This window comes from Rhizobium leguminosarum, from assembly GCF_010668065.1.
Classification (GTDB): Bacteria; Pseudomonadota; Alphaproteobacteria; order Rhizobiales; family Rhizobiaceae; genus Rhizobium; species Rhizobium leguminosarum_S.
Map to the genome: position 1 here is coordinate 243,235 of NZ_WUEN01000004.1, position 17,478 is coordinate 260,712.

The 17,478-nt window shown below is 61.1% G+C and carries 20 protein-coding genes; 8 read left to right on the forward strand and 12 right to left on the reverse strand.

Going from position 1 to position 17,478, the window contains the following annotated elements; all coding sequences use genetic code 11:
- Nucleotides 1-41: 41 nt before the first annotated feature.
- Nucleotides 42-1,034, forward strand: coding sequence for a dihydroxyacetone kinase subunit DhaK (locus GR198_RS13270; protein WP_029870646.1), 993 nt, complete (start codon nt 42-44; stop codon nt 1,032-1,034).
- 10 nt (nt 1,035-1,044) lie between these two features.
- Here GR198_RS13270 and GR198_RS13275 read toward each other — a convergent pair whose 3' ends face one another.
- From GR198_RS13275 to GR198_RS13285, 3 genes are all read right to left on the reverse strand, one after another.
- Nucleotides 1,045-1,773 (reverse strand): esterase family protein, encoded by a 729-nt coding sequence (locus GR198_RS13275; protein ID WP_029870644.1) that lies wholly within the window; start codon nt 1,771-1,773, stop codon nt 1,045-1,047.
- Nucleotides 1,770-2,729: an acetylxylan esterase gene (locus GR198_RS13280; RefSeq protein WP_164069111.1), complete on the reverse strand. Its 960-nt coding sequence runs from the start codon at nt 2,727-2,729 to the stop codon at nt 1,770-1,772. The genes GR198_RS13275 and GR198_RS13280 overlap by 4 nt, the downstream gene beginning before the upstream one ends.
- A gap of 89 nt (nt 2,730-2,818) precedes the next feature.
- Nucleotides 2,819-3,439, reverse strand: a complete 621-nt coding sequence (locus GR198_RS13285) for an NAD(P)H-dependent oxidoreductase (RefSeq protein WP_164069112.1) — start codon at nt 3,437-3,439, stop codon at nt 2,819-2,821.
- A gap of 93 nt (nt 3,440-3,532) precedes the next feature.
- On the opposite strand from GR198_RS13285, the gene GR198_RS13290 reads away from it, so the two are divergent.
- Together GR198_RS13290 and GR198_RS13295 are read left to right on the forward strand one after the other, a co-directional pair.
- A complete protein-coding gene (locus tag GR198_RS13290; RefSeq protein WP_164069113.1) occupies nt 3,533-4,204 on the forward strand; it encodes a TetR/AcrR family transcriptional regulator in 672 nt (223 codons plus the stop codon).
- Nucleotides 4,205-4,246: 42 nt separating this feature from the next.
- On the forward strand, nt 4,247-5,758 hold the full coding sequence (locus GR198_RS13295; protein WP_164069114.1) for an epoxide hydrolase family protein: 1,512 nt from the start codon (nt 4,247-4,249) through the stop codon (nt 5,756-5,758).
- 39 nt (nt 5,759-5,797) lie between these two features.
- Here GR198_RS13295 and GR198_RS13300 read toward each other — a convergent pair whose 3' ends face one another.
- A complete protein-coding gene (locus GR198_RS13300; protein ID WP_164069115.1) occupies nt 5,798-6,580 on the reverse strand; it encodes an alpha/beta fold hydrolase in 783 nt (260 codons plus the stop codon).
- 372 nt (nt 6,581-6,952) lie between these two features.
- Between GR198_RS13300 and GR198_RS13305 the strand changes: the two genes are divergently transcribed.
- Nucleotides 6,953-7,645 (forward strand): GntR family transcriptional regulator, encoded by a 693-nt coding sequence (locus GR198_RS13305; RefSeq protein WP_029870639.1) that lies wholly within the window; start codon nt 6,953-6,955, stop codon nt 7,643-7,645.
- A 5-nt stretch (nt 7,646-7,650) separates the two neighbouring features.
- Here GR198_RS13305 and GR198_RS13310 read toward each other — a convergent pair whose 3' ends face one another.
- Both GR198_RS13310 and GR198_RS13315 read right to left on the reverse strand, forming a co-directional pair.
- The gene (locus tag GR198_RS13310; protein WP_029870638.1) at nt 7,651-8,046 is read right to left on the reverse strand and encodes a hypothetical protein; all 396 of its coding nucleotides are present in this window, start codon (nt 8,044-8,046) and stop codon (nt 7,651-7,653) included.
- 120 nt (nt 8,047-8,166) lie between these two features.
- On the reverse strand, nt 8,167-8,778 hold the full coding sequence (locus GR198_RS13315) for an O-methyltransferase (RefSeq protein ID WP_012757905.1): 612 nt from the start codon (nt 8,776-8,778) through the stop codon (nt 8,167-8,169).
- A gap of 262 nt (nt 8,779-9,040) precedes the next feature.
- Here GR198_RS13315 and GR198_RS13320 point away from each other — a divergent pair, with 262 nt between their 5' ends.
- Complete coding sequence (locus GR198_RS13320; RefSeq protein WP_164069116.1) at nt 9,041-9,811, forward strand: siderophore-interacting protein; 771 nt, start codon at nt 9,041-9,043, stop codon at nt 9,809-9,811.
- A 189-nt stretch (nt 9,812-10,000) separates the two neighbouring features.
- Here the strand turns inward: GR198_RS13320 and GR198_RS13325 are convergent, their stop codons facing one another.
- From GR198_RS13325 to GR198_RS13350, 6 genes are all read right to left on the reverse strand, one after another.
- Nucleotides 10,001-11,212: an FAD-dependent oxidoreductase gene (locus tag GR198_RS13325; RefSeq protein WP_164069117.1), complete on the reverse strand. Its 1,212-nt coding sequence runs from the start codon at nt 11,210-11,212 to the stop codon at nt 10,001-10,003.
- A 1-nt stretch (nt 11,213) separates the two neighbouring features.
- Entirely contained in the window at nt 11,214-12,443 is a 1,230-nt protein-coding gene (locus GR198_RS13330; RefSeq protein WP_164069118.1) for an Atu1372/SO_1960 family protein, read from the reverse strand.
- A gap of 23 nt (nt 12,444-12,466) precedes the next feature.
- Nucleotides 12,467-13,129, reverse strand: coding sequence for an amino acid ABC transporter permease (locus GR198_RS13335; RefSeq protein ID WP_029870634.1), 663 nt, complete (start codon nt 13,127-13,129; stop codon nt 12,467-12,469).
- Entirely contained in the window at nt 13,126-13,785 is a 660-nt protein-coding gene (locus GR198_RS13340; protein ID WP_029870633.1) for an amino acid ABC transporter permease, read from the reverse strand. The genes GR198_RS13335 and GR198_RS13340 overlap by 4 nt, the downstream gene beginning before the upstream one ends.
- Nucleotides 13,786-13,792: 7 nt before the next feature.
- The gene (locus GR198_RS13345) at nt 13,793-14,545 is read right to left on the reverse strand and encodes an amino acid ABC transporter ATP-binding protein (protein ID WP_029870632.1); all 753 of its coding nucleotides are present in this window, start codon (nt 14,543-14,545) and stop codon (nt 13,793-13,795) included.
- Between the two features lie 183 nt (nt 14,546-14,728).
- Nucleotides 14,729-15,607 (reverse strand): ABC transporter substrate-binding protein, encoded by an 879-nt coding sequence (locus GR198_RS13350; protein WP_029870631.1) that lies wholly within the window; start codon nt 15,605-15,607, stop codon nt 14,729-14,731.
- Between GR198_RS13350 and GR198_RS13355 the strand changes: the two genes are divergently transcribed.
- The 3 genes from GR198_RS13355 (at nt 15,549) to GR198_RS13365 (ending at nt 17,448) form a co-directional block, all read left to right on the forward strand.
- Nucleotides 15,549-15,707: a hypothetical protein gene (locus tag GR198_RS13355; RefSeq protein WP_164069057.1), complete on the forward strand. Its 159-nt coding sequence runs from the start codon at nt 15,549-15,551 to the stop codon at nt 15,705-15,707. The genes GR198_RS13350 and GR198_RS13355 overlap by 59 nt on opposite strands.
- 63 nt (nt 15,708-15,770) lie before the next feature.
- The gene (locus GR198_RS13360; protein WP_029870630.1) at nt 15,771-16,826 is read left to right on the forward strand and encodes a GlxA family transcriptional regulator; all 1,056 of its coding nucleotides are present in this window, start codon (nt 15,771-15,773) and stop codon (nt 16,824-16,826) included.
- 115 nt (nt 16,827-16,941) lie between these two features.
- Nucleotides 16,942-17,448, forward strand: a complete 507-nt coding sequence (locus GR198_RS13365; RefSeq protein ID WP_029870629.1) for a MarR family winged helix-turn-helix transcriptional regulator — start codon at nt 16,942-16,944, stop codon at nt 17,446-17,448.
- Nucleotides 17,449-17,478 lie beyond the last annotated feature (30 nt).

Here is a 17,478-nt window from a genome sequence, read left to right on the forward strand (position 1 = left end):
GGTTGACGTAACGTAATGCTTTTGGCCTTGGGAGGGGCTTGATGAAGAAGTTCATGAACACTGCGGAAACCATGGTCGCCGAAAGCGTCGAAGGCTTCGTGCGCGCCCATGAGGCCTTGGTGGTGTTCGGGCCTGAGCGCAGATGCATCCGCCGCCGCCATCTCACCCCTGGCAAGGTGGCGCTTATATCTGGCGGCGGCGCCGGCCATGAGCCGATGCATATCGGCTTCGTCGGCCACGGCATGCTGGATGCCGCCTGCGTCGGCCATATCTTCACCTCTCCGACACCGAGTCAGATCATCGCTGCGATCGAAGAGGCCGATACCGGCGCCGGCTGCCTGCTCGTGGTCAAGAATTACGACGGCGATCTGATGAATTTCGAAATGGCGATCGAGATGGCCGGCGACCGCCACAACATCGACATGGTCGTCGTCAGCGACGATATCGAGACATCAAGGTCCGGCGAAGGCAATGGCCGGCGCGGCGTTGCCGGAACGCTGATCGTCGAAAAACTCTTGGGTGCTGCGGCCGAACGCGGCATGTCGCTTGCCGAATTGAAGCAGCTTGGCGAGGGATTGAACACCCGCATCCGCTCGATGGGTGTCGCGCTGAACGGCGTGACGGTGCCGCAGACCGAGCGCACAACATTTTCGCTTGGGCCGGGCGACATGGAAATGGGCGTCGGCATCCATGGAGAACCCGGCCATGCCAGGCAGCCCTTCGCCGCCTCCGACGCCATCATCGGCCATCTCTGCGAAACCATCGCCGGCGATATCGCGGTGGCGCCGGGTACCCGCGCACTGCTCTTCGTCAACGGCCTCGGCGGCACGCCGCCGGCCGAACTCTACCTCGCCTATAACGGCGCCCGCCGCTTTATCGAGCAAAGCGGCATTCCGATCGAGCGTTCGTTGGTCGGAACCTATGTCACCTCGCTCGACATGCAGGGACTGTCCGTCACCCTTGCTTTGCTGAGCGACGAGGAGATCGCACTCTGGGACGCGCCGGTGGCGACGGCGGCGCTGCATTGGCCATAACGGCGCCCCGTCAAATATAAAGCGCTGCCATCTTCCGCCAGGCGCCGGCGCGGTGGGCGCGTCCATCCCAGACATGCAGCTGATGGCCGATATTCTTTTCGCCGAGCAGCCGGCTGAGATAGCGGTTGTTGTCGAGGAAAGGGTCGGCGTCGCCAATGGTGAGAACGATGTCGCGCTCACGCAGCCTGTCGAGCCGCCAGTCGCTGCCGAGCCCTGGAAGAAAATGCGCCGGCGTGTGGAAATAGACGCTGTCGTCGTAATAGCCGTCGAACAGGTCGCCGAAGGATTCCACCCTCATCGTCAGATCGTAACGGCCGGAAAAGGCGACGAGTTTGCGGAAGAGATGCGGATGGCGAAAGAACAGGCTCGCCGCCTGGAAGGCGCCGAGGCTGCATCCGTGCACGATGGTGCAGTCATGCTGGTTCTTCGCCGCCATCAGCGGCAGCACTTCGTGCAGGATATAATCCTCAAGGGCGCCATGCCGGCGGATTCGCTCGGCCGGGTGACGGTGAAAGCCGTAAAAGGTTTCTGTCGCCAGGCCCTCGATGCAATAGAGCTGGAGATGGCCGGCTTCCAACTTGTCGGCGAGACTCGCGACGAGGCCGAGCTGTTCATATTCGAAGAAGCGCCCGTCCCGCGTCGGAAATACCAGGACCTTGGCGCCGGCATGGCCGAACACCAGCATCTCCATGTCTCGATGCAGCCGCTGACTGTACCAGCGCAGATATTCGCGGTTCATGGCACCCTGAAAAAATGTCCGATCTTGTCGCGGAGAACCGCTTCTTGCTCAGCACTTCCAGGGTAATCGAAATGCCCGGCATCCAGGATGAAGATTTCATTAAATTTTGGTATCGCATTTGCGACGGCGAATTGGCAGGGCGGTGCGACGGCAGGATCGAAAAGGGCGACGGCCGTCAGCATCGGCACCTTGATCCGGCTGGCGGCGGTCGCCGCATCGTAGGAGCGTAACGTCTCCAGCACATCCGGGTGTTTCTTATGATACGCTTGCACCGACTGCGCGCTGCCGACGGTCGGCAGCGTCAGCCGCAGCGGCTGGTCCCCGAAGGTCGGCAGCGCCAGATGACCGCGATCGATACGCGGGTCGTAAGCGATCGCCATCGCCCCGAGACCGCCGCCGAAGCTGATGCCGCTATAGCCGATATGTCCTGACACCCAGGGATAGAGCGCAACCAGCGTCGAGACGGCAAGCCACAGATCCTCGACGCAGCCGCCGATGATATAGGATCCAGGCTTGTCGATATCGTGTAGCACATGCCAGGAGGGATTCGGCGAAATCGGCGGACGGGCGCTGAGCGACAGCCCGCGGCAGCAGGGAAAGAGCACCGCCGTTTCCTCGACCGGCAGATCGAAATCGGGACGATCCCGCCCGCCATAACCATGCCCGACGACAAGACCGCGCCGCACCTCCCCCTTACGCGGCAGGATGAGCCAGCCGCCGATCCTGAATGAACTGGTCGAGATATAGACGAGATCGAGCACGTGCCAGTCGGCATGGGTGATCTTGCTCCGGCGCAGCACCGGCTGCGGATCGACCGCCAGCGCCTTGAGATACCGCGCCTTCCAGAAATCATCGAAGCCGGCAGGCGCCTCGGGCGGCTCGACCGCGAGAAGTTCTTCGAGCTGCATTCCGTAGGTCGGATCGAAATCGAAGGGATGTGTCGTCGGAATACTCATCCAAGGCTTGTCTCGTGAAAAAGCCGGCGGCGCAAGACTCTGCCCGCGCCAGCCAGCAAAACCGCGCCGTCGGATCTCGCGCTACATCGTTACGCCGCGTCGGCCGCCTTGCGTTGCCGGGAGGCATCAAAAAGCCTGCGGCCGATGACGCGCGCAGCCTCCAGATGAGCGGTCGCATGGTCCGGTCCGGCTTCGAACAGCACCTCTGATGTCACGACGCGGGCGCCGCAATAGTCGAAGATCCCGTGATCGATCTGCGTCTTCATGGCGCCGAAATAACCGTGCCGCATATAGGTCCCGGCATCGGCGCCGCCGAGGCCGACCAGATGCACCGGCAGGCGGCCAAGCAGCTTCACCGGCCCGATATCCGGGCGATCGTCGTAAGCCCAGCCATTGGTGAACACCCGGTCGATCCATCCCTTGATAAGCCCCGGCATCGACCACCAGTAGACGGGATAGACGAGCACCAGCGCATCGGCGCGGTCGATCCTTGCCTGCTCGGCGGCAACGTCGGCGGGCAGCACCCCTTTCCTCAGATGCACAGCGATATCGGCCGCGGTGAACCGGGGATCGAAGCCCTCGGCCGCGAGATCGGCAAACTCGACGGAATGGCCGACATCGGAAAATGTGACACCTTCGGCAAGATGGGCGGCGACGCCGTGGGTGAGCGACTGGGGATCGGGATGCGCGACGACGATGAGCGCGTGCATGCAGAAAACTCCTGTTGAATGATTGCGGACGGAAGTCGCGGGCTGTATACCTTTGGTAAGCTACTTTCAGTAAGTTACTTTTGGTATATAACGATGTCAAGCGCCGAAACAACAGGTCAGCCGACCAATCCGCAACCGCGCCGCCGCCTGTCGCGGCAGGATCGGCATCGCCAGTTGCTCGACGTCGCTTGGCAGATCACCCGTGACGAGGGAACGGAAGCGCTGACCCTCGGCCGGCTTTCCGAGCGGGCGGGCGTAACGAAACCCGTGGTCTATGATCATTTCGAATCCCGCCCCGGCCTGCTCGCAGCGCTCTACCGCGAATTCGACGCCCGCCAGACGGCTGTGATGGACGCAGCCCTTGCGGCAAGCCAGCCGTCGCTCGCCGACCGGGCCACAGTCATCGCCACCTCCTATGTCGACTGCGTGCTTCTTCAGGGCCGTGAAATCCCCGGCGTGATCGCAGCACTTGCCGGCTCGCCGGAACTCGAAAGGATCAAGCGCGAATACGAAGCGGCCTTCATCGAGAAATGCCGCATCGCGCTTTCGCCCTTTACCGGTGCCGGCACGATCGCCGCAGCCGGCCTCTGGGCCATGCTCGGCGCCGCCGAAGCCCTCTCCTATGCCGCCGCGTCGGGCGACATCACCGCCGTCGAGGCAAAGAACGAACTCTTCGAAACCATCGTCGCGATGGTGGCGAGAAGTATGGGCGGCGGCACACATCCCGATCACCTGCGCAATACGGCCGGCCTCGCATCGAGATGATCCGGCTGGAATACCTGTATCGAATCCACCGCCCGCTTCGTCATGGAACTCGGTTATTTCGCGACCCTGGTGAGCGACGCGACGGCCGCCTTCTCGCACCTAATGATGCATGCTGCGCACAAGCCGAACGGCCCGACCTTCGCCCATGCTTTTCTGACGACGGCCGAACTCATCGAAGTCTTGCCCAAGGCGTCTGCTTCAAAGGACAATGCGATGACCATGCTCTTCAAAATGCTCACAAGTGCCGGCTCGGAATCCCTGAACCGCGACCGGCGCAGGTTCCTGACCACCGCGGCGATCGGGATCGCCGCCGCGGGCGCGACCAGCCTGTTTCCGTCCTATCCGGCATCGGCTGCCACGGGAGATGCGATCCGCCCGTTTCGCGTCGACACTCCCGAGGCGGACCTCCTCGACCTTCGCCGGCGCGTGCTGGCAACACGCTGGCCCGAACGCGAGACGGTCGACGACCAGACGCAGGGCATACAGCTCGAAAAGATCAAGCCGCTCGTCGATTATTGGGGCACCGGCTACGACTGGCGAAAGGCGGAAGCGAAGCTGAATGCGCTGCCGCAATTCATCACCGAGATCGACGGCCTAGACATCCACTTCATTCACGTCCACTCGAAACATTCGAATGCCCTGCCCGTCATCATCACCCATGGCTGGCCGGGATCGGTATTCGAGAACCTCAAGATCATCGGCCCGCTCACCGATCCGACCGCTCATGGCGGACGCGCCGAAGATGCGTTCGACGTGGTCATTCCGTCGATGCCGGGCTACGGCTTCTCCGGCAAGCCGACCGGCACCGGCTGGGGGCCGGACCGCATCGCGCGGGCCTGGGCGGAACTGATGAAGCGCCTCGCTTACAGCAGCTACGTCGCCCAGGGCGGCGACTGGGGCTCGCCGGTCTCCGGCGCGATGGCACGGCTCGCGCCACAAGGTCTGCTCGGCATCCACATCAACCTGCCGGCTGTCGTGCCGCCCGAAGTTGCCGCGGTGCTCGCCGCGGGCGGGCCGGCGCCGCAGCGACTCTCCACCGAGGAACGCGCGGCGTTCGATGCCCTCAGCGCCGCAGCCAAGATGGGGAACGGGTCCTATGCCACGATGATGGGCACGAGGCCGCAGACGATCGGCTACGCCATATCGGATTCCCCGGCCGGCCTTGCGGCATGGGCGCTCGGTCATCCAGGCTTCACGCACTGGACCTACGACAGCAGCGATCCCGAAAAGTCTCCCGACGAGGTGCTCGACGACATCACGCTTTACTGGTTGACCAACAGCGCCGCTTCCTCGGCCCGAATCTACTGGGAATATGGCGGCGGGCGCAGTCCCGTCCTTGCGGCCGGGGAGAAGACCTCCAAGATCGCGCTTCCGGTCGCCATCACCGTCTTTCCTGGGGAGAGCTATCAGGCCCCGGAGACATGGGCCCGTCGCGCCTATCGCAACCTTATCTATTTCCACAAGGTCGACAAGGGCGGCCACTTCGCCGCCTGGGAGCAGCCGGAGCTCTTCTCCGCCGAGCTTCGAGCAGCGTTCAGGCCGCTGCGCCGGTGACCAGCTGGCGAACGGCCCTGCCGCTTCCCGGCCTCGGCATCAGTCCGTATTCTGCCCCGCCGCCGTGAGGATCAGCTTTGTGATCTCGTCCGGGTGGGAGATCAACGACAGATGGCTGGCCTGGATTTCAATGGTCTTTGCTCCCATGCGTTTGGCCATGAAGCGTTCGAGATCGGGATTGATCGTCCGGTCCTCGGTCGAAACGGCATACCAACTCGGCTTCGAACGCCAGGCGGCCTGTGTCGTCTTGCCGGTCAGCAGCGCCTTCTGGAACGGTTGCTGCACGGCGTAAAGAACTTTCGCCTTCGCCTCCGGCAGGTCGCCGGCGAAATCTCGCAGGAATGCTTCCTCGCTCAGCCGACCCTCGTCGCCGTCGAAGACGATGCCGGCCGAAGCCGGCGGCGTCGGGAAGGTTTTGGCGAGAGCAGTATAATCCTCACCTGCATCCGGCGCCCGCGCCGCGACATAGACGAGCGCCGAAACATCAGGGTGCACGCCGGCCTCGGTGACCATCATGCCGGAAAACGAATGCCCGACCAGAACCGTTGGGCCATCCTGCCGGTCGAGCACCCGCTTCACGGCAGCGACGGCCTCGGGCAGCGTCGTCAGCGGGTTTTGCACCGCCGTGGCATTGAGCCCGGCCGCCTGCAGGCGCGCGATCACCTCGGTCCAGCACGAGCCGTCGGCAAACAGCCCGTGCGCCAGCACGACGTTGCGCGCCCTAACGAGAGCGGATGTCGCGGCCATACCGCGGGTAACAAGCAGAGAAGCGGCGGCGCCGGCAACAAGGGCAGCCGAGAAAGTCCGTCTGTTCATCATCATGATCTGGTTCCTTGTGCGTCCAGGAATTGAAGGATCGAAAGCATGCTGGTTCGGGACCGAAGAACCGAAGCCAAGTCGAAATCGGTTGGTCTGTAATGCCATGTCGGAACGGTTCGCTTTGCCCGGCGCGAGGCGCTGGCCTTCGTCGCGTTGCGGTTCCCGTCGTATTCAAATTCGGTATTTGAAGCGGCTTCGTGTATGCAAAAGCCTGCTTGCTGGAGATTTATGTATTCCCATCCGATATAAAGTCAATTATTGAATACGTAACACCTCCGTGATGCTATCAGTGTATACGCCTAGCGGCACGTCAATCGCATTTGCATTCACAATCGATCGAGCCGTCGATGCTGACACAGATCGGAGATAACGGAAATGGCGAGTGGTTTCGAAACCGAGGATGACGGCGATGATCGCGGGTTGCTCTCCGACCGCATTCGCAACGCCCTGACGGACGAGATCGCCACCGGCACGCTGGCGGCGGGCGCAGCGTTGGACGAACAGCAGCTTGCCGATCGCTTCGGCGCCTCCCGCACGCCGGTTCGCGAAGCGCTGCGTCAGCTGGCGGCGGGCGGCCTCGTCGAGCTTCGCGCCCGGCGCGGCGGCGTCGTTGCCCGTATGACACCGGAGCGCATCATGGAAATGTTCGAGACGGTGGCCGAGATCGAGGCCATTTGCGTCAGGCTCGCCACCTACCGCATGACACCGCTGGAACGCAGCCATCTGATCGAACTGCACGACCTCTCAGAGCCGATCGTCGAGACCGGCGATTTCGATGCCTATGACAGCTTCAACCGCCAATTCCATGAAGCCATCTATCACGCCACCCACAATAGCTTCCTTGCCGAACAGGCGATCGCCGTGCGCAACCGCCTGAATGCCTTTCGGCGCACGCAGCTGCGCCAGGGCGAACGGCTCCGCCGATCCCGGGACGAACACGAGGCAATCATGCAGGCGATCGCCGAAGGCGACGGCGAGATGGCATCCCGGCGCATGCGCGCCCACATGCTGAACGCCGCCACCTCGCTCAGCCGTTTCATCGAAACCAACAAGCCGGGGGGAGTTTGACGTTCCTACGGCACGGGGCAGCGGTATTTATAGGCGATCAACGTCGTCATCAGCTCGTCGCCGGTGGCCTCGCGAATGCCGGGATTCTCTGCCAGGAATGTACACAACGTATTGCCGATTGCTTCCGCGGTCGTTCCAACCGGCACACAGACGTTTACCCCAACGGAGTTGGCAAAATACGCCGAGTTCACCATTGCTTTCGGCGCAGGAACGACCTCGGTGAAAATACGGCGGGCCAGATACTCGTCCCGGTTCCACTTGTCCAACCAACCCGCGACATATCCGACGACAAACTGCCGGGAGCCGCCGCAATCAGAATAAAGCAGGTCACCGCTGGAAAATCCGGCAGGAATCTTTGCTGAAACCGTTGCCAACAGGGTGGCGATAAGAATGCCCGACATCACATCTCCAAAGCTCGCGATGGCGGAGCTTTGATCGGGAAAGTGTCGGAAATTAGCTTCAAACGTGTCATCTTTTTTGCTGCAACTAAAAACAAAATGGCCGCTAATCTCACGTCAGCCTCAATCGAACCGACTGACCTCAAGCCCGCTGCCGACCGGCAGCAGCACGCTTGATATCCCGGGCTTGGCACGGACAGCCTCACCATAGCGTTTGAGATCATCGCCTCCCGGGCGCAGCATGTTGTCGGCGACAATGATCGCGCCTGGATTGAGCTTGGGGTAGAAGGCTTCGAGGCAGGGAACGTAGAGATCCTTCCACAGATCCACCAGCACGAAGTCGATGCCGGAGGAAAGCGCGCCGATCATCTGGACGGCATCGCCGACCTTGAATTCCACATGCTCGGCGAGCCCTGCCTTGACGGCCATGTCTCGTGCGTAGCCAGACTTGTAGTCGTGCATTTCCATGGTGATCAGCCGCCCGCCGGAAGCGCGCGCGGCTTCCGCCAGCCATATCCCGGAATAACCGAAGGAGGTGCCGAGTTCGAGAATGGTCGGGCTCTTGAGGCTCTTGGCGAGGATATTGATGAACTGCCCGGTCGCCGGCCCGACCGCGCGCAACCGCTGATCCTGTCCTCCATCGCGGCCGCCCGGAGGCAGCTCGCGCGGGCTGTTATGCTCCGTCTCGATCATCGCGTGATAGATGTCGAGCACGTCCTGGATTCTGCTGTCCATTGTCTTCTCCATAACCGCTGATCGGCCGATCATTGCCCGACCGAACCAGCGCCGGAAAGTTAAACTTTAGCAATCATCGCCATTGCTGGTTCCCTTGCGGTTGCACATGCCGCCGTCGTCGGCTACATCATGCTGTCAATGGTCGGTTCACCCGGCCACGTAAGCGTTAACGTCACTCAACGCGTATGATCGAACGGCTTTGCGGCTTCGATCTGCGCGACTGTGTCCTGCGGATCGAGCTTCAGAAGCCCCGGAAGGACACATGGATAACAATCAATTCAAAGATCAAGCTTCATCGACCCCTGGCATCGAGCGGATTCGCCACGACACGCGGCGGCGCTTACTGAAAGTCGAAAGCGTCGTCGATATCACTCCGAGCATGCGCCGGGTCGTATTGGCAGGTGACGATCTCGCCGATTTCATCAGTCTCGGTGCTGACGACCACATCAAGATCTTCATTCCCACTGCCGATGGTGGAGAAGAGCGCCGTGACTACACGCCGCGCCGCTATGACAATGCCGAGCGGAGATTGACCATCGACTTTGCCTTGCATGAGGCAGGTCCGGTGACGAAATGGGCGATCGACGCCAACCCGGGCGACAGGCTCGAGATCGGCGGACCAAGAGGCTCCGCCGTAGTCTCGAAGACCGTAAAACGATGGCTGCTGATCGGCGACGAAACAGCACTGCCGGCGATCGGCCGCCGGATCGAGGAAATCGGCGCCGGAACCGTCGTCACCACAATCGCAGCCGTCACCGGCCCGTTGGAAGAGCAGACCTTCGAGACATCAGCCGAGCTGCACCTCCACTGGGTGCACCGGCCGCTTTCGCAGGCAACCGATGCCGCAGCACTGCTGAAACTGTTGAGTACGGTCGATGTCCAGCCGGAGACCTTCATCTGGGTCGCGGCGGAAGCCTCGGTGACACGCGATATCCGCGCCTACCTGCTGGAACGAGGTTGCCCGCTCGGCTGGATCAAGGCTTCCGGCTACTGGGTGTTCGGCAAGGCCGATACGACGGAGAAATTCGGCTAGGACCAACCCGCATTCCGGATTCCATTTGGTGATGAGTTCTGTCTCACTTCGTTCCGGATTTTATGATCCGGAACGATCAGATGGATGTGAAGAGGTATAAATTGAGCGAAGCCTCGGCAGCATCTGCCGGAACGCTGCGGCAGATGGAAGAGCATCAGCAACTGTAAGCACCAGGCCCCAGCCACCGACTTATTGAAAGAGATCGATCACGCGGCGGGCGGAGCCCAATGCAAGCGTCCATCCCAACATGCCGTGACCGGCATTGATATAGAGACCTTTGATGCGTCGGGAGGCAGCGATAATGGGCTTGGAGGTCGGAGTCATAGGCCTCTCACCCGACCATCTCATCAGTTCGTCCGATCGCTCGAAAAGGTCGGGCAGCACTACAGACGCGGCCAGCTTGAGCGTGTCGAAACGTCTGGCATCAAAACCGGCCCCGGGACGCTCGATGTCTGCCAGTCCGGCGACACGAAAACGGTCGCCGATTGCTGCAAAGGCAAGCTTTCGCTTGACATCGGTCAGGCTGATACTTGGTGCAAGGCCAGTTCTTGGAACGGTGAGCGAGTAGCCTCTGATAGGGCGGACGTCTCGGGCCTCGGGCAAATCGGATATGAGGGAACGGATCTGCGGTCCTGCGGCAACGATGGCCGCATCGATGCGAAGCTCATCGCGGTCCTCGAACCTCAGCCCTGTCAGCACACCTCCCGTTTGGACGAAGCTCGAGACTCTCCTGCCGAAGAGCACCGAGACCTGCCCGCGCTCAATCATCCAGGCGGTCAGCTGGCGGCAAAATCCGGCGGCATCGCCGAGGGCATCACCGGGAGTATAAACGGCGCCGGCGATCTCTCCCTGATACGCCGCGAGCGCAGGCTCGACGTCTTCCGCCTCCACCCGCGTCAGCAGGTGCTGTTCGAAGCCACAGGCCTTCTTGCGCGCGACGCTGGAATCGGCAGCAGCAAAACTTTGCCGGTCGGCGTAGAGGTGCAGTTTTCCGGCGACACGATAGTCGAATTCGATATCGGTTTCCTTAAGCAGGATTGCAAGCTCGTGACGGGATTGCTCGGCAAGGCGCAGGATCTCCTCTGTATTGTTCCACCAACGCCTAAACGGTGTATTGGCAAGGAATTTCAGCCCCCAGCAGAGAAAGTCCCGATCGAGTTGCCAGTGGATCCGGAAGGCTGGATCGCGGCCCATCGCAATGGCTGGCAGATGCTTCAGCAGGGCTGGTGATGCCATTGCGTCACCGTAGGCCCAGGACAGCTGCGCGGCGTTGCCGGCGCTCGCCCCCATGCCGGGCTCGCTTGCCGCATCGATAAGTGTCACATCATGCCCCGCCCGGGCCAGAAGATAGGCCGACGATACGCCGATGACGCCGGCGCCGATCACCGCAACGCGCGCCATCTCAAGCCTCGCCGCCGACGACGGCCGTCAACTCGACTTCAACAGGAACCCCGCGCGGCAGGGATGTTACGCCGATTGCGATGCGGGCATGCGCCCATCGATCCGGGAAGAGCTCTCGGAGCAATTCGGAAGCCCCATCGATGACGGCACCGTGGCGCTCGAAAGCAGCATCTGCCGCGACATAGCCCGCGAGCCGGACGAAGCCCAGGATGTTGTCAAAGCCACCCGCAGCCCCTTCCAGCTGTGCAAGCGCATTGAGAAGCGCCCAGCGCGCGCATTCTCGCCCGTCTTCGATGGAGACGCATGCTCCGAGATGTCCTGTCCGCAGCACCACACCATCCTTCAGCGGCACCTGACCGGAAACGGTGATGACATTGCCGGTCCGCACAGCCCCGGAAAATGCACCTGGCGGCGAGGATGCTTCCGGCAGAGCAAGCTCAAGCTGTGCCAGCCGTTCGCGCACACGATTGCTTCCAGCCGATGAAGCACTGCGTGCCTTGCGGACTGCTGCTTCTGCGCTGCGGTCGACGAAGGCCCTCATGATATTCCTGTCGAGTTCGCTCAGCCGGTATTCGGGGTGCCACTGGATGCCGAGGCAAAAGCCGTCCGTGTCCCCTTCGAACGCTTCGATGGTTCCGTCCGGCGCCCGCGCGGCGACACGGAAGCGTCCTTGGCCGGCCAAAGCATGCCGGTGCAGGCTGTTGACGCGTGCCGGCCCCTTCCCCACCCAATCGGTTAGCACGCTGCCTTGCTCGACGATGATCTCGTGCGCCAAAACGTCGGGGATACCCTGCGGGATGTGGGATACGGCGGCGGCCGGCAGCTCGGTTTGAAATTCGCCCCCAAGGCATTCACCGATCAGTTGCATGCCGTGGCATATGCCGAGAAGCGGCTTACCCGTTTTCAAGGCCTGCTCGACCAGCTGAATTTCGAACTGTCTGCGCGCGCCTGTTACCTCGGTCCCTGGCCGCGCACCGGTAAGGACAATTCCATCGGCGAGTGCCAACGCCGATGCCAGGCTCCGGGTGTTGTAAGGCAAGATCAAAGGAATTCCCCCTGCCTCGGCTATGGCATCCGCATAGTTGGCACGCACCACATACTCCGTCTCGGTCGGAGCATCGGGCGCCTCGCTGACGTCGGGCGTCATGAGGATCACCGGCCAGCGAGGTTCATGCGATTGCGTTGCATGCCGACGTGCGTTGCCCGTGGCAACGGTCGTTTCAGTGGTCATGGTCTTGGCCTTGTGATGACGAGTTAGCGGGCGGCTGGAAGGGCTAGCCGGCGCGAGAGGACCGAGAACGGCCAGGCTATCGCGAAATAGCAGAGCCCGACGGCAACATAGATTTGCAAGGGAAGGAAATACTCCGTCGCCATTGACCGCCCCGTGAGCACCAGTTCGTCGACGGTAATCAGCGAAGCGAGCGAAGAATCCTTGAGCAGCGAAACGAAGGTGATGATCATCGGCGCCAGGATGACACGCGCGACCTGCGGCAGGATGATCCAGACGAAGCTCTGGGCCGGGGTGAAGCCCGCAGCCAGCGCTGCCTCGCTCTGCCCGGCCGGTATAGCTTTCAGACCGGCGCGGAAAAGCTCTGCGACCTGGGCCGCGAAACACAAGGCCAGGCCGGCGATCGCCGCACCGAAAGCATCGAAGACCACCCCGATGCCCGGCAAGCCGAAATAAATCAGAAACAGAACCGCCAGCAGCGGCACGCCACGCACGATCGTCACATAGAGAGCCGCAAAATACCGCAGCGCTGCGAAACTGGATTTCTGGCAGAGCGAAAGCAGCAGGCCGAAAACGAATGCCAGGGCAAACGCACAAACGGAAAGCAGGGCCGTATTCACCATCGCCCGCAGCAGCAGAGGCAGCCATTCGGCACCATAATCGCCATAGGGCGCCAGGAAAGCACTCATCCCTTCAATCTCCCGTAACGTCTTTCGAGGAACTGCGTTGCCTGCATCAATGGCAGGCTCAGCAACAGGTAGAGTGCCGCCGCCGTCGCATAGATCATTGTTGTCTGGAAGGACGACGTCACCATTGAACGGGCGAAGAACATGATTTCCGGCGCCGCAATGGCCGAGACGACGGATGTATCCTTGAGAAGCTGCACCGCGTAGTTTCCGAGCCCCGGAAGCGCTATCCGCATGGCCTGCGGCGTCAGGATCTCAAAGATGGTCTGGAATGGGGTCAGCCCTGCAGCAAGCGCCGCCTCCGCCTGCCCGCCAGGCAGCGCGGCGAAACCGGCGCGAAAGATTGCGCAGGTGATCGCCGCCCCGATGAGCCCGAGGCCCAGGATGGCCGCCGTGATCGACGTCAATTTCACGCCGAGGCTGGCAAGCCCGAAGTAGAGGATAAACAGATGCGTCAAGGCCGGCACATTGCAGAGAATCTCGCAGCAGGCATCGATCGCGAGATTGATGAACCTGATCCCGGCAAATTGCCTGAGCAGAGCGAGAAGGAACCCGAAAGCGGCTGCGAACACGAGCGAGGCGATCGTGACGAAAACGGTTACGCCAAGCCCGGCGACGAGCCCCTGGACGACCGAGAAGAATACGGAAAATCCAATCATGACACGCCTAGTGCCGGATCTTGTTGAGAAACGCTTGCGTGCGCGCTTCCCGAGGAGCGGTTATGACCTGGCGTGCCGGGCCGGATTCCACGATCGTGCCGCCGTCGAGAAACAGAACGCGGTCGGCAATCTCGCGTGCAAACGCGATCTCGTGCGTGACGATCAGCATCGTGCGCCCTTCGTCTGCCAGCTCCTCCATCACTTTCAGAACCTCCTGGACCAGTTCGGGATCGAGTGCCGATGTCGGCTCGTCGAACAGCATGAGCTTTGGCTTCTGGGCAAGCGCCCGCGCAATCGCGACGCGCTGTTGCTGGCCGCCGGACAGCTCGAGTGGTGAGGCTTCGGCGCGGTGCGTCATATGGACTTTGGCCAGCATCTCCAAAGCCAGTTCGCGTGCCTCGGCGGCAGGCAGACCGCGCACCTTGCGCGCCGCGATCGCCACGTTTTCCGTCACCGACAGATGCGGCCAGAGATTGAAGAGCTGGAAGACCATGCCCATCTCGGCGCGCTGCGGTGCAAGTTGCCGGTCGCTCATGATACGGCCATTGCGCGTACCGATCCGCTCGCCATCGAGGCGGATCTCGCCGGCACTGGGCTTTTCCAGAAAATTCATGCAGCGCAGACAGGTGGATTTCCCGGAGCCGGAAGGGCCGATCAGGGCAATCTTCTCACCTGGCGCGACGTCGAAATCGATACCTTTGAGAACTTCGATAGGACCATAGCTCTTGCGCAGGCCTGCAACGCTCAGAAGCGCATTCATCGCCGTTTCCTTATGCGATTATATCTACAGCGCCGCGCGTCTTTTCAGACGCGCCAAGGACGCTGTAGCACTTTGAATTGCTGCATAATTTTCTCCTGAAATCGATTCCGATTTAAGGAATTATGCAGTAGGCGAAGAGGGTGGACGAAAGCTGCCGACTGCTGCTTCCGTCCACACGGCCGTTCAGCCGCCAGCTGCGCAGGACGGCAGCTTGTAATCTGCGGGGCGATCGACGCCGGCGCGGAAGTTTTGACCCGCAGGCTTGAACCAGACTTCCGACGACAATCCGTAGCGGGTGCCGATTTCCTTCATCTCGCAAGTCTTCCACATGTCGGCGATGATGGCGTCCATCTTCTGGCGCAGATCGTCGTTCTTCTGGTTGAGGCCATAGACGACCTGGCCGAGACCGGTCAGCAGCGGAAAATCCGGACTGTTATCGGTGAAGGCAAGGAAGTGCATATTCCAATCGGGGTTCTGCTTGATGGCGTAGGAGATCACCGGCGGATCGCCGATGACAGCGTCGATGCGCCCGGCGATAAGATCGCGCACGGCCGCGTCGGACGTGTCGTAGAGCGAGAGTTGGAGATCTTTGATGCTCTTCAATTCCGGGATGAACGAAAAGCCGGTGATCGTGCCGATCTTCTTGCCTTCCAGGTCAGAAAGCTTGTCCCAGCTCGTCTTCGTCGATTGCATGATGCCGTTCTTGAAGTAGTGGATCGGCTCGGACAGTGTCATGATCTTCGTACGTTTTTCGGTCCAGCCCATGGTGCCGAGCATGACGTCGACGCGGCCTGACTGAACGGAGGCGATCGTACCCGACCATTCCATGAGCGCAGGCTGAATCTTGAGGCCGAGCTTGTCGGCAATGCGCTGCATGATTTCACCGTCATAGCCTACCAGCTTCCCGTCCTGCCAGCCGGAGCCGGGCATGTCGCCGGTGAAGGCAACCGTCAGCTTGCCCTGCTCGGCAAGTTCGAAAGCATTGGCGATAGATGAAAGGGACATGAAGCTGCCTGCCAGCAGAGCGCACGTCACCATCCTTCTCGAAAGAGAAAGTGCCATTGTTCTGATCCTTGATTTGTTGGTTCCCCGGTCCGGTGGTTTCTGCTCCCCGGATGTCGTGTTCGACGAGAGGAAACTTGACACTGAAGGCTGCGGCTGAATTTTATAAATCGGACATTTTCTTTGAAAAAAGGACATGATGACTCTATCATCGCCACACGCCATGATCACATCCGAGGAACCTTCCGAAATATCTGCCAACGAGCCGGACTATGTGCGCTGGCTTGACGATCTTTGGGCCGAGCGGCTTCTGGTCGCACGCGACCGAAAGGCCGATCTATCCGTCGGCATTCTCCTCTGGCCGACCTTCCCGATGATGTCGCTGACGGGTATCGTCGAGCCTCTCAGGCATGCGGCGGACTTTGCCGACAATTCCCGTCCATTGCATTGTCGCTGGTCGATCATGGGGACTCCGGGCCATGCAGCGGTCGCCAGCTGCGGCATCCGGGTTCACGCCGATGCGCCCTACATTAACCCGACCGACTTCGACTACGTCGTGGCTATCGGCGGCCTCCTGCCACATCTGCGCGCTGCACCTAGCAAGCATCGCGACTATCTCAGGGTGGCGGCATCGGCAGGTGTCCCGGTCATTGGTGTGTGTACGGGCGCCTTCGTATTGGCGCAGGAGGGACTGCTCGCCGGACGCAAGGCGTGCGTTCATCCGTTTCACGCGGAGGATTTCCGAATTGCCTTCCCGCGCCTTGCCTTCTCCACGCGCGATGACTTCCTGATCGAAAACGGCCGCATTACCGTGCCTGGCGGCGTATCGATCCTGTCGCTGATGACTGAACTCATCCGCACGCATTGCGGGCCGGATCGGGCGGCCAAGGCCGTGCACCAGCTTTCGCTCTCGGAGCAGAAGCACATGAGCGCCTTCGATCACGGCCGCGCCACAACATTTCGCCGCACAGAAGATTCGCGCATACAGCGAGCCGTTGTTCTCATCGAAAGTCGGAAAGGCCGCGACGTCTCACCGGAACAGGTGGCCTCTCTGGTCGGCCTGTCACCACGCCAGTTCGCGCGTATCTTCCAGGATAATATCGGCATGACTCCGAAGCGTTTTATCGTCGAAACGAGATTGCGCTATGGCCGGTTTCTGGTCGAAAACAGCACACTGCCGATGACGGCGATCGCCTTTGAAATCGGATTCTCCGACTCCGCCCATTTCGCGACCGCTTTTCGCAAGAAGTATGGGAAGCCTCCCAGGAGTTTCCGCTGATCTTTGTCGAGTCACCACAAACGGCAGGATCGAAAACCGACTTCTACACTATTGCGATTTAATCGGATGCGATATATATAACTCCTAGCATTCAGAGCTTGGATAGGATGAAGTCATGCCCGCATCTAAAACCGCAAGGCAGCCTGGCACGCCTGCACCCTCCTCCCCGCAGGCGGGCAAGGAAGGAAGGAAACTTTCCAATTTTCTGTGCTTCGCGGTCTATTCGGCAAATCTCGCCTTCGGCCGCGCCTATAAGCCGATCCTGGACGAACTTGGCCTGACCTATACCCAATATATCGCCATGGTGGCCCTCTCCGAAGAGGACGACCAGACCGTCGGGGTATTGGGGGAAAAGATGTTCCTCGAATCCAATACGCTGACCCCCATCCTCAAGAAGCTGGAGTCGAATGGTTATATCACCCGTCACCGCGATCCCGCCGACGAACGGCAGGTGCGGGTCAGCCTGACGTCGGCAGGGCGCCAACTCGTTGAAACTGATCCCGGCAACGCGCTGCTTGGCGCCACCGGCCTCGGCGACGACTTTCCCGTCGTGCAGAAATCAGTGACGACGCTGCGCGACAACCTCCTGCGGTCAACGCAGGGCGAACCGGGGAAGTCGTGATCGCGGCATCAGTTGGTAACTGCTGACATA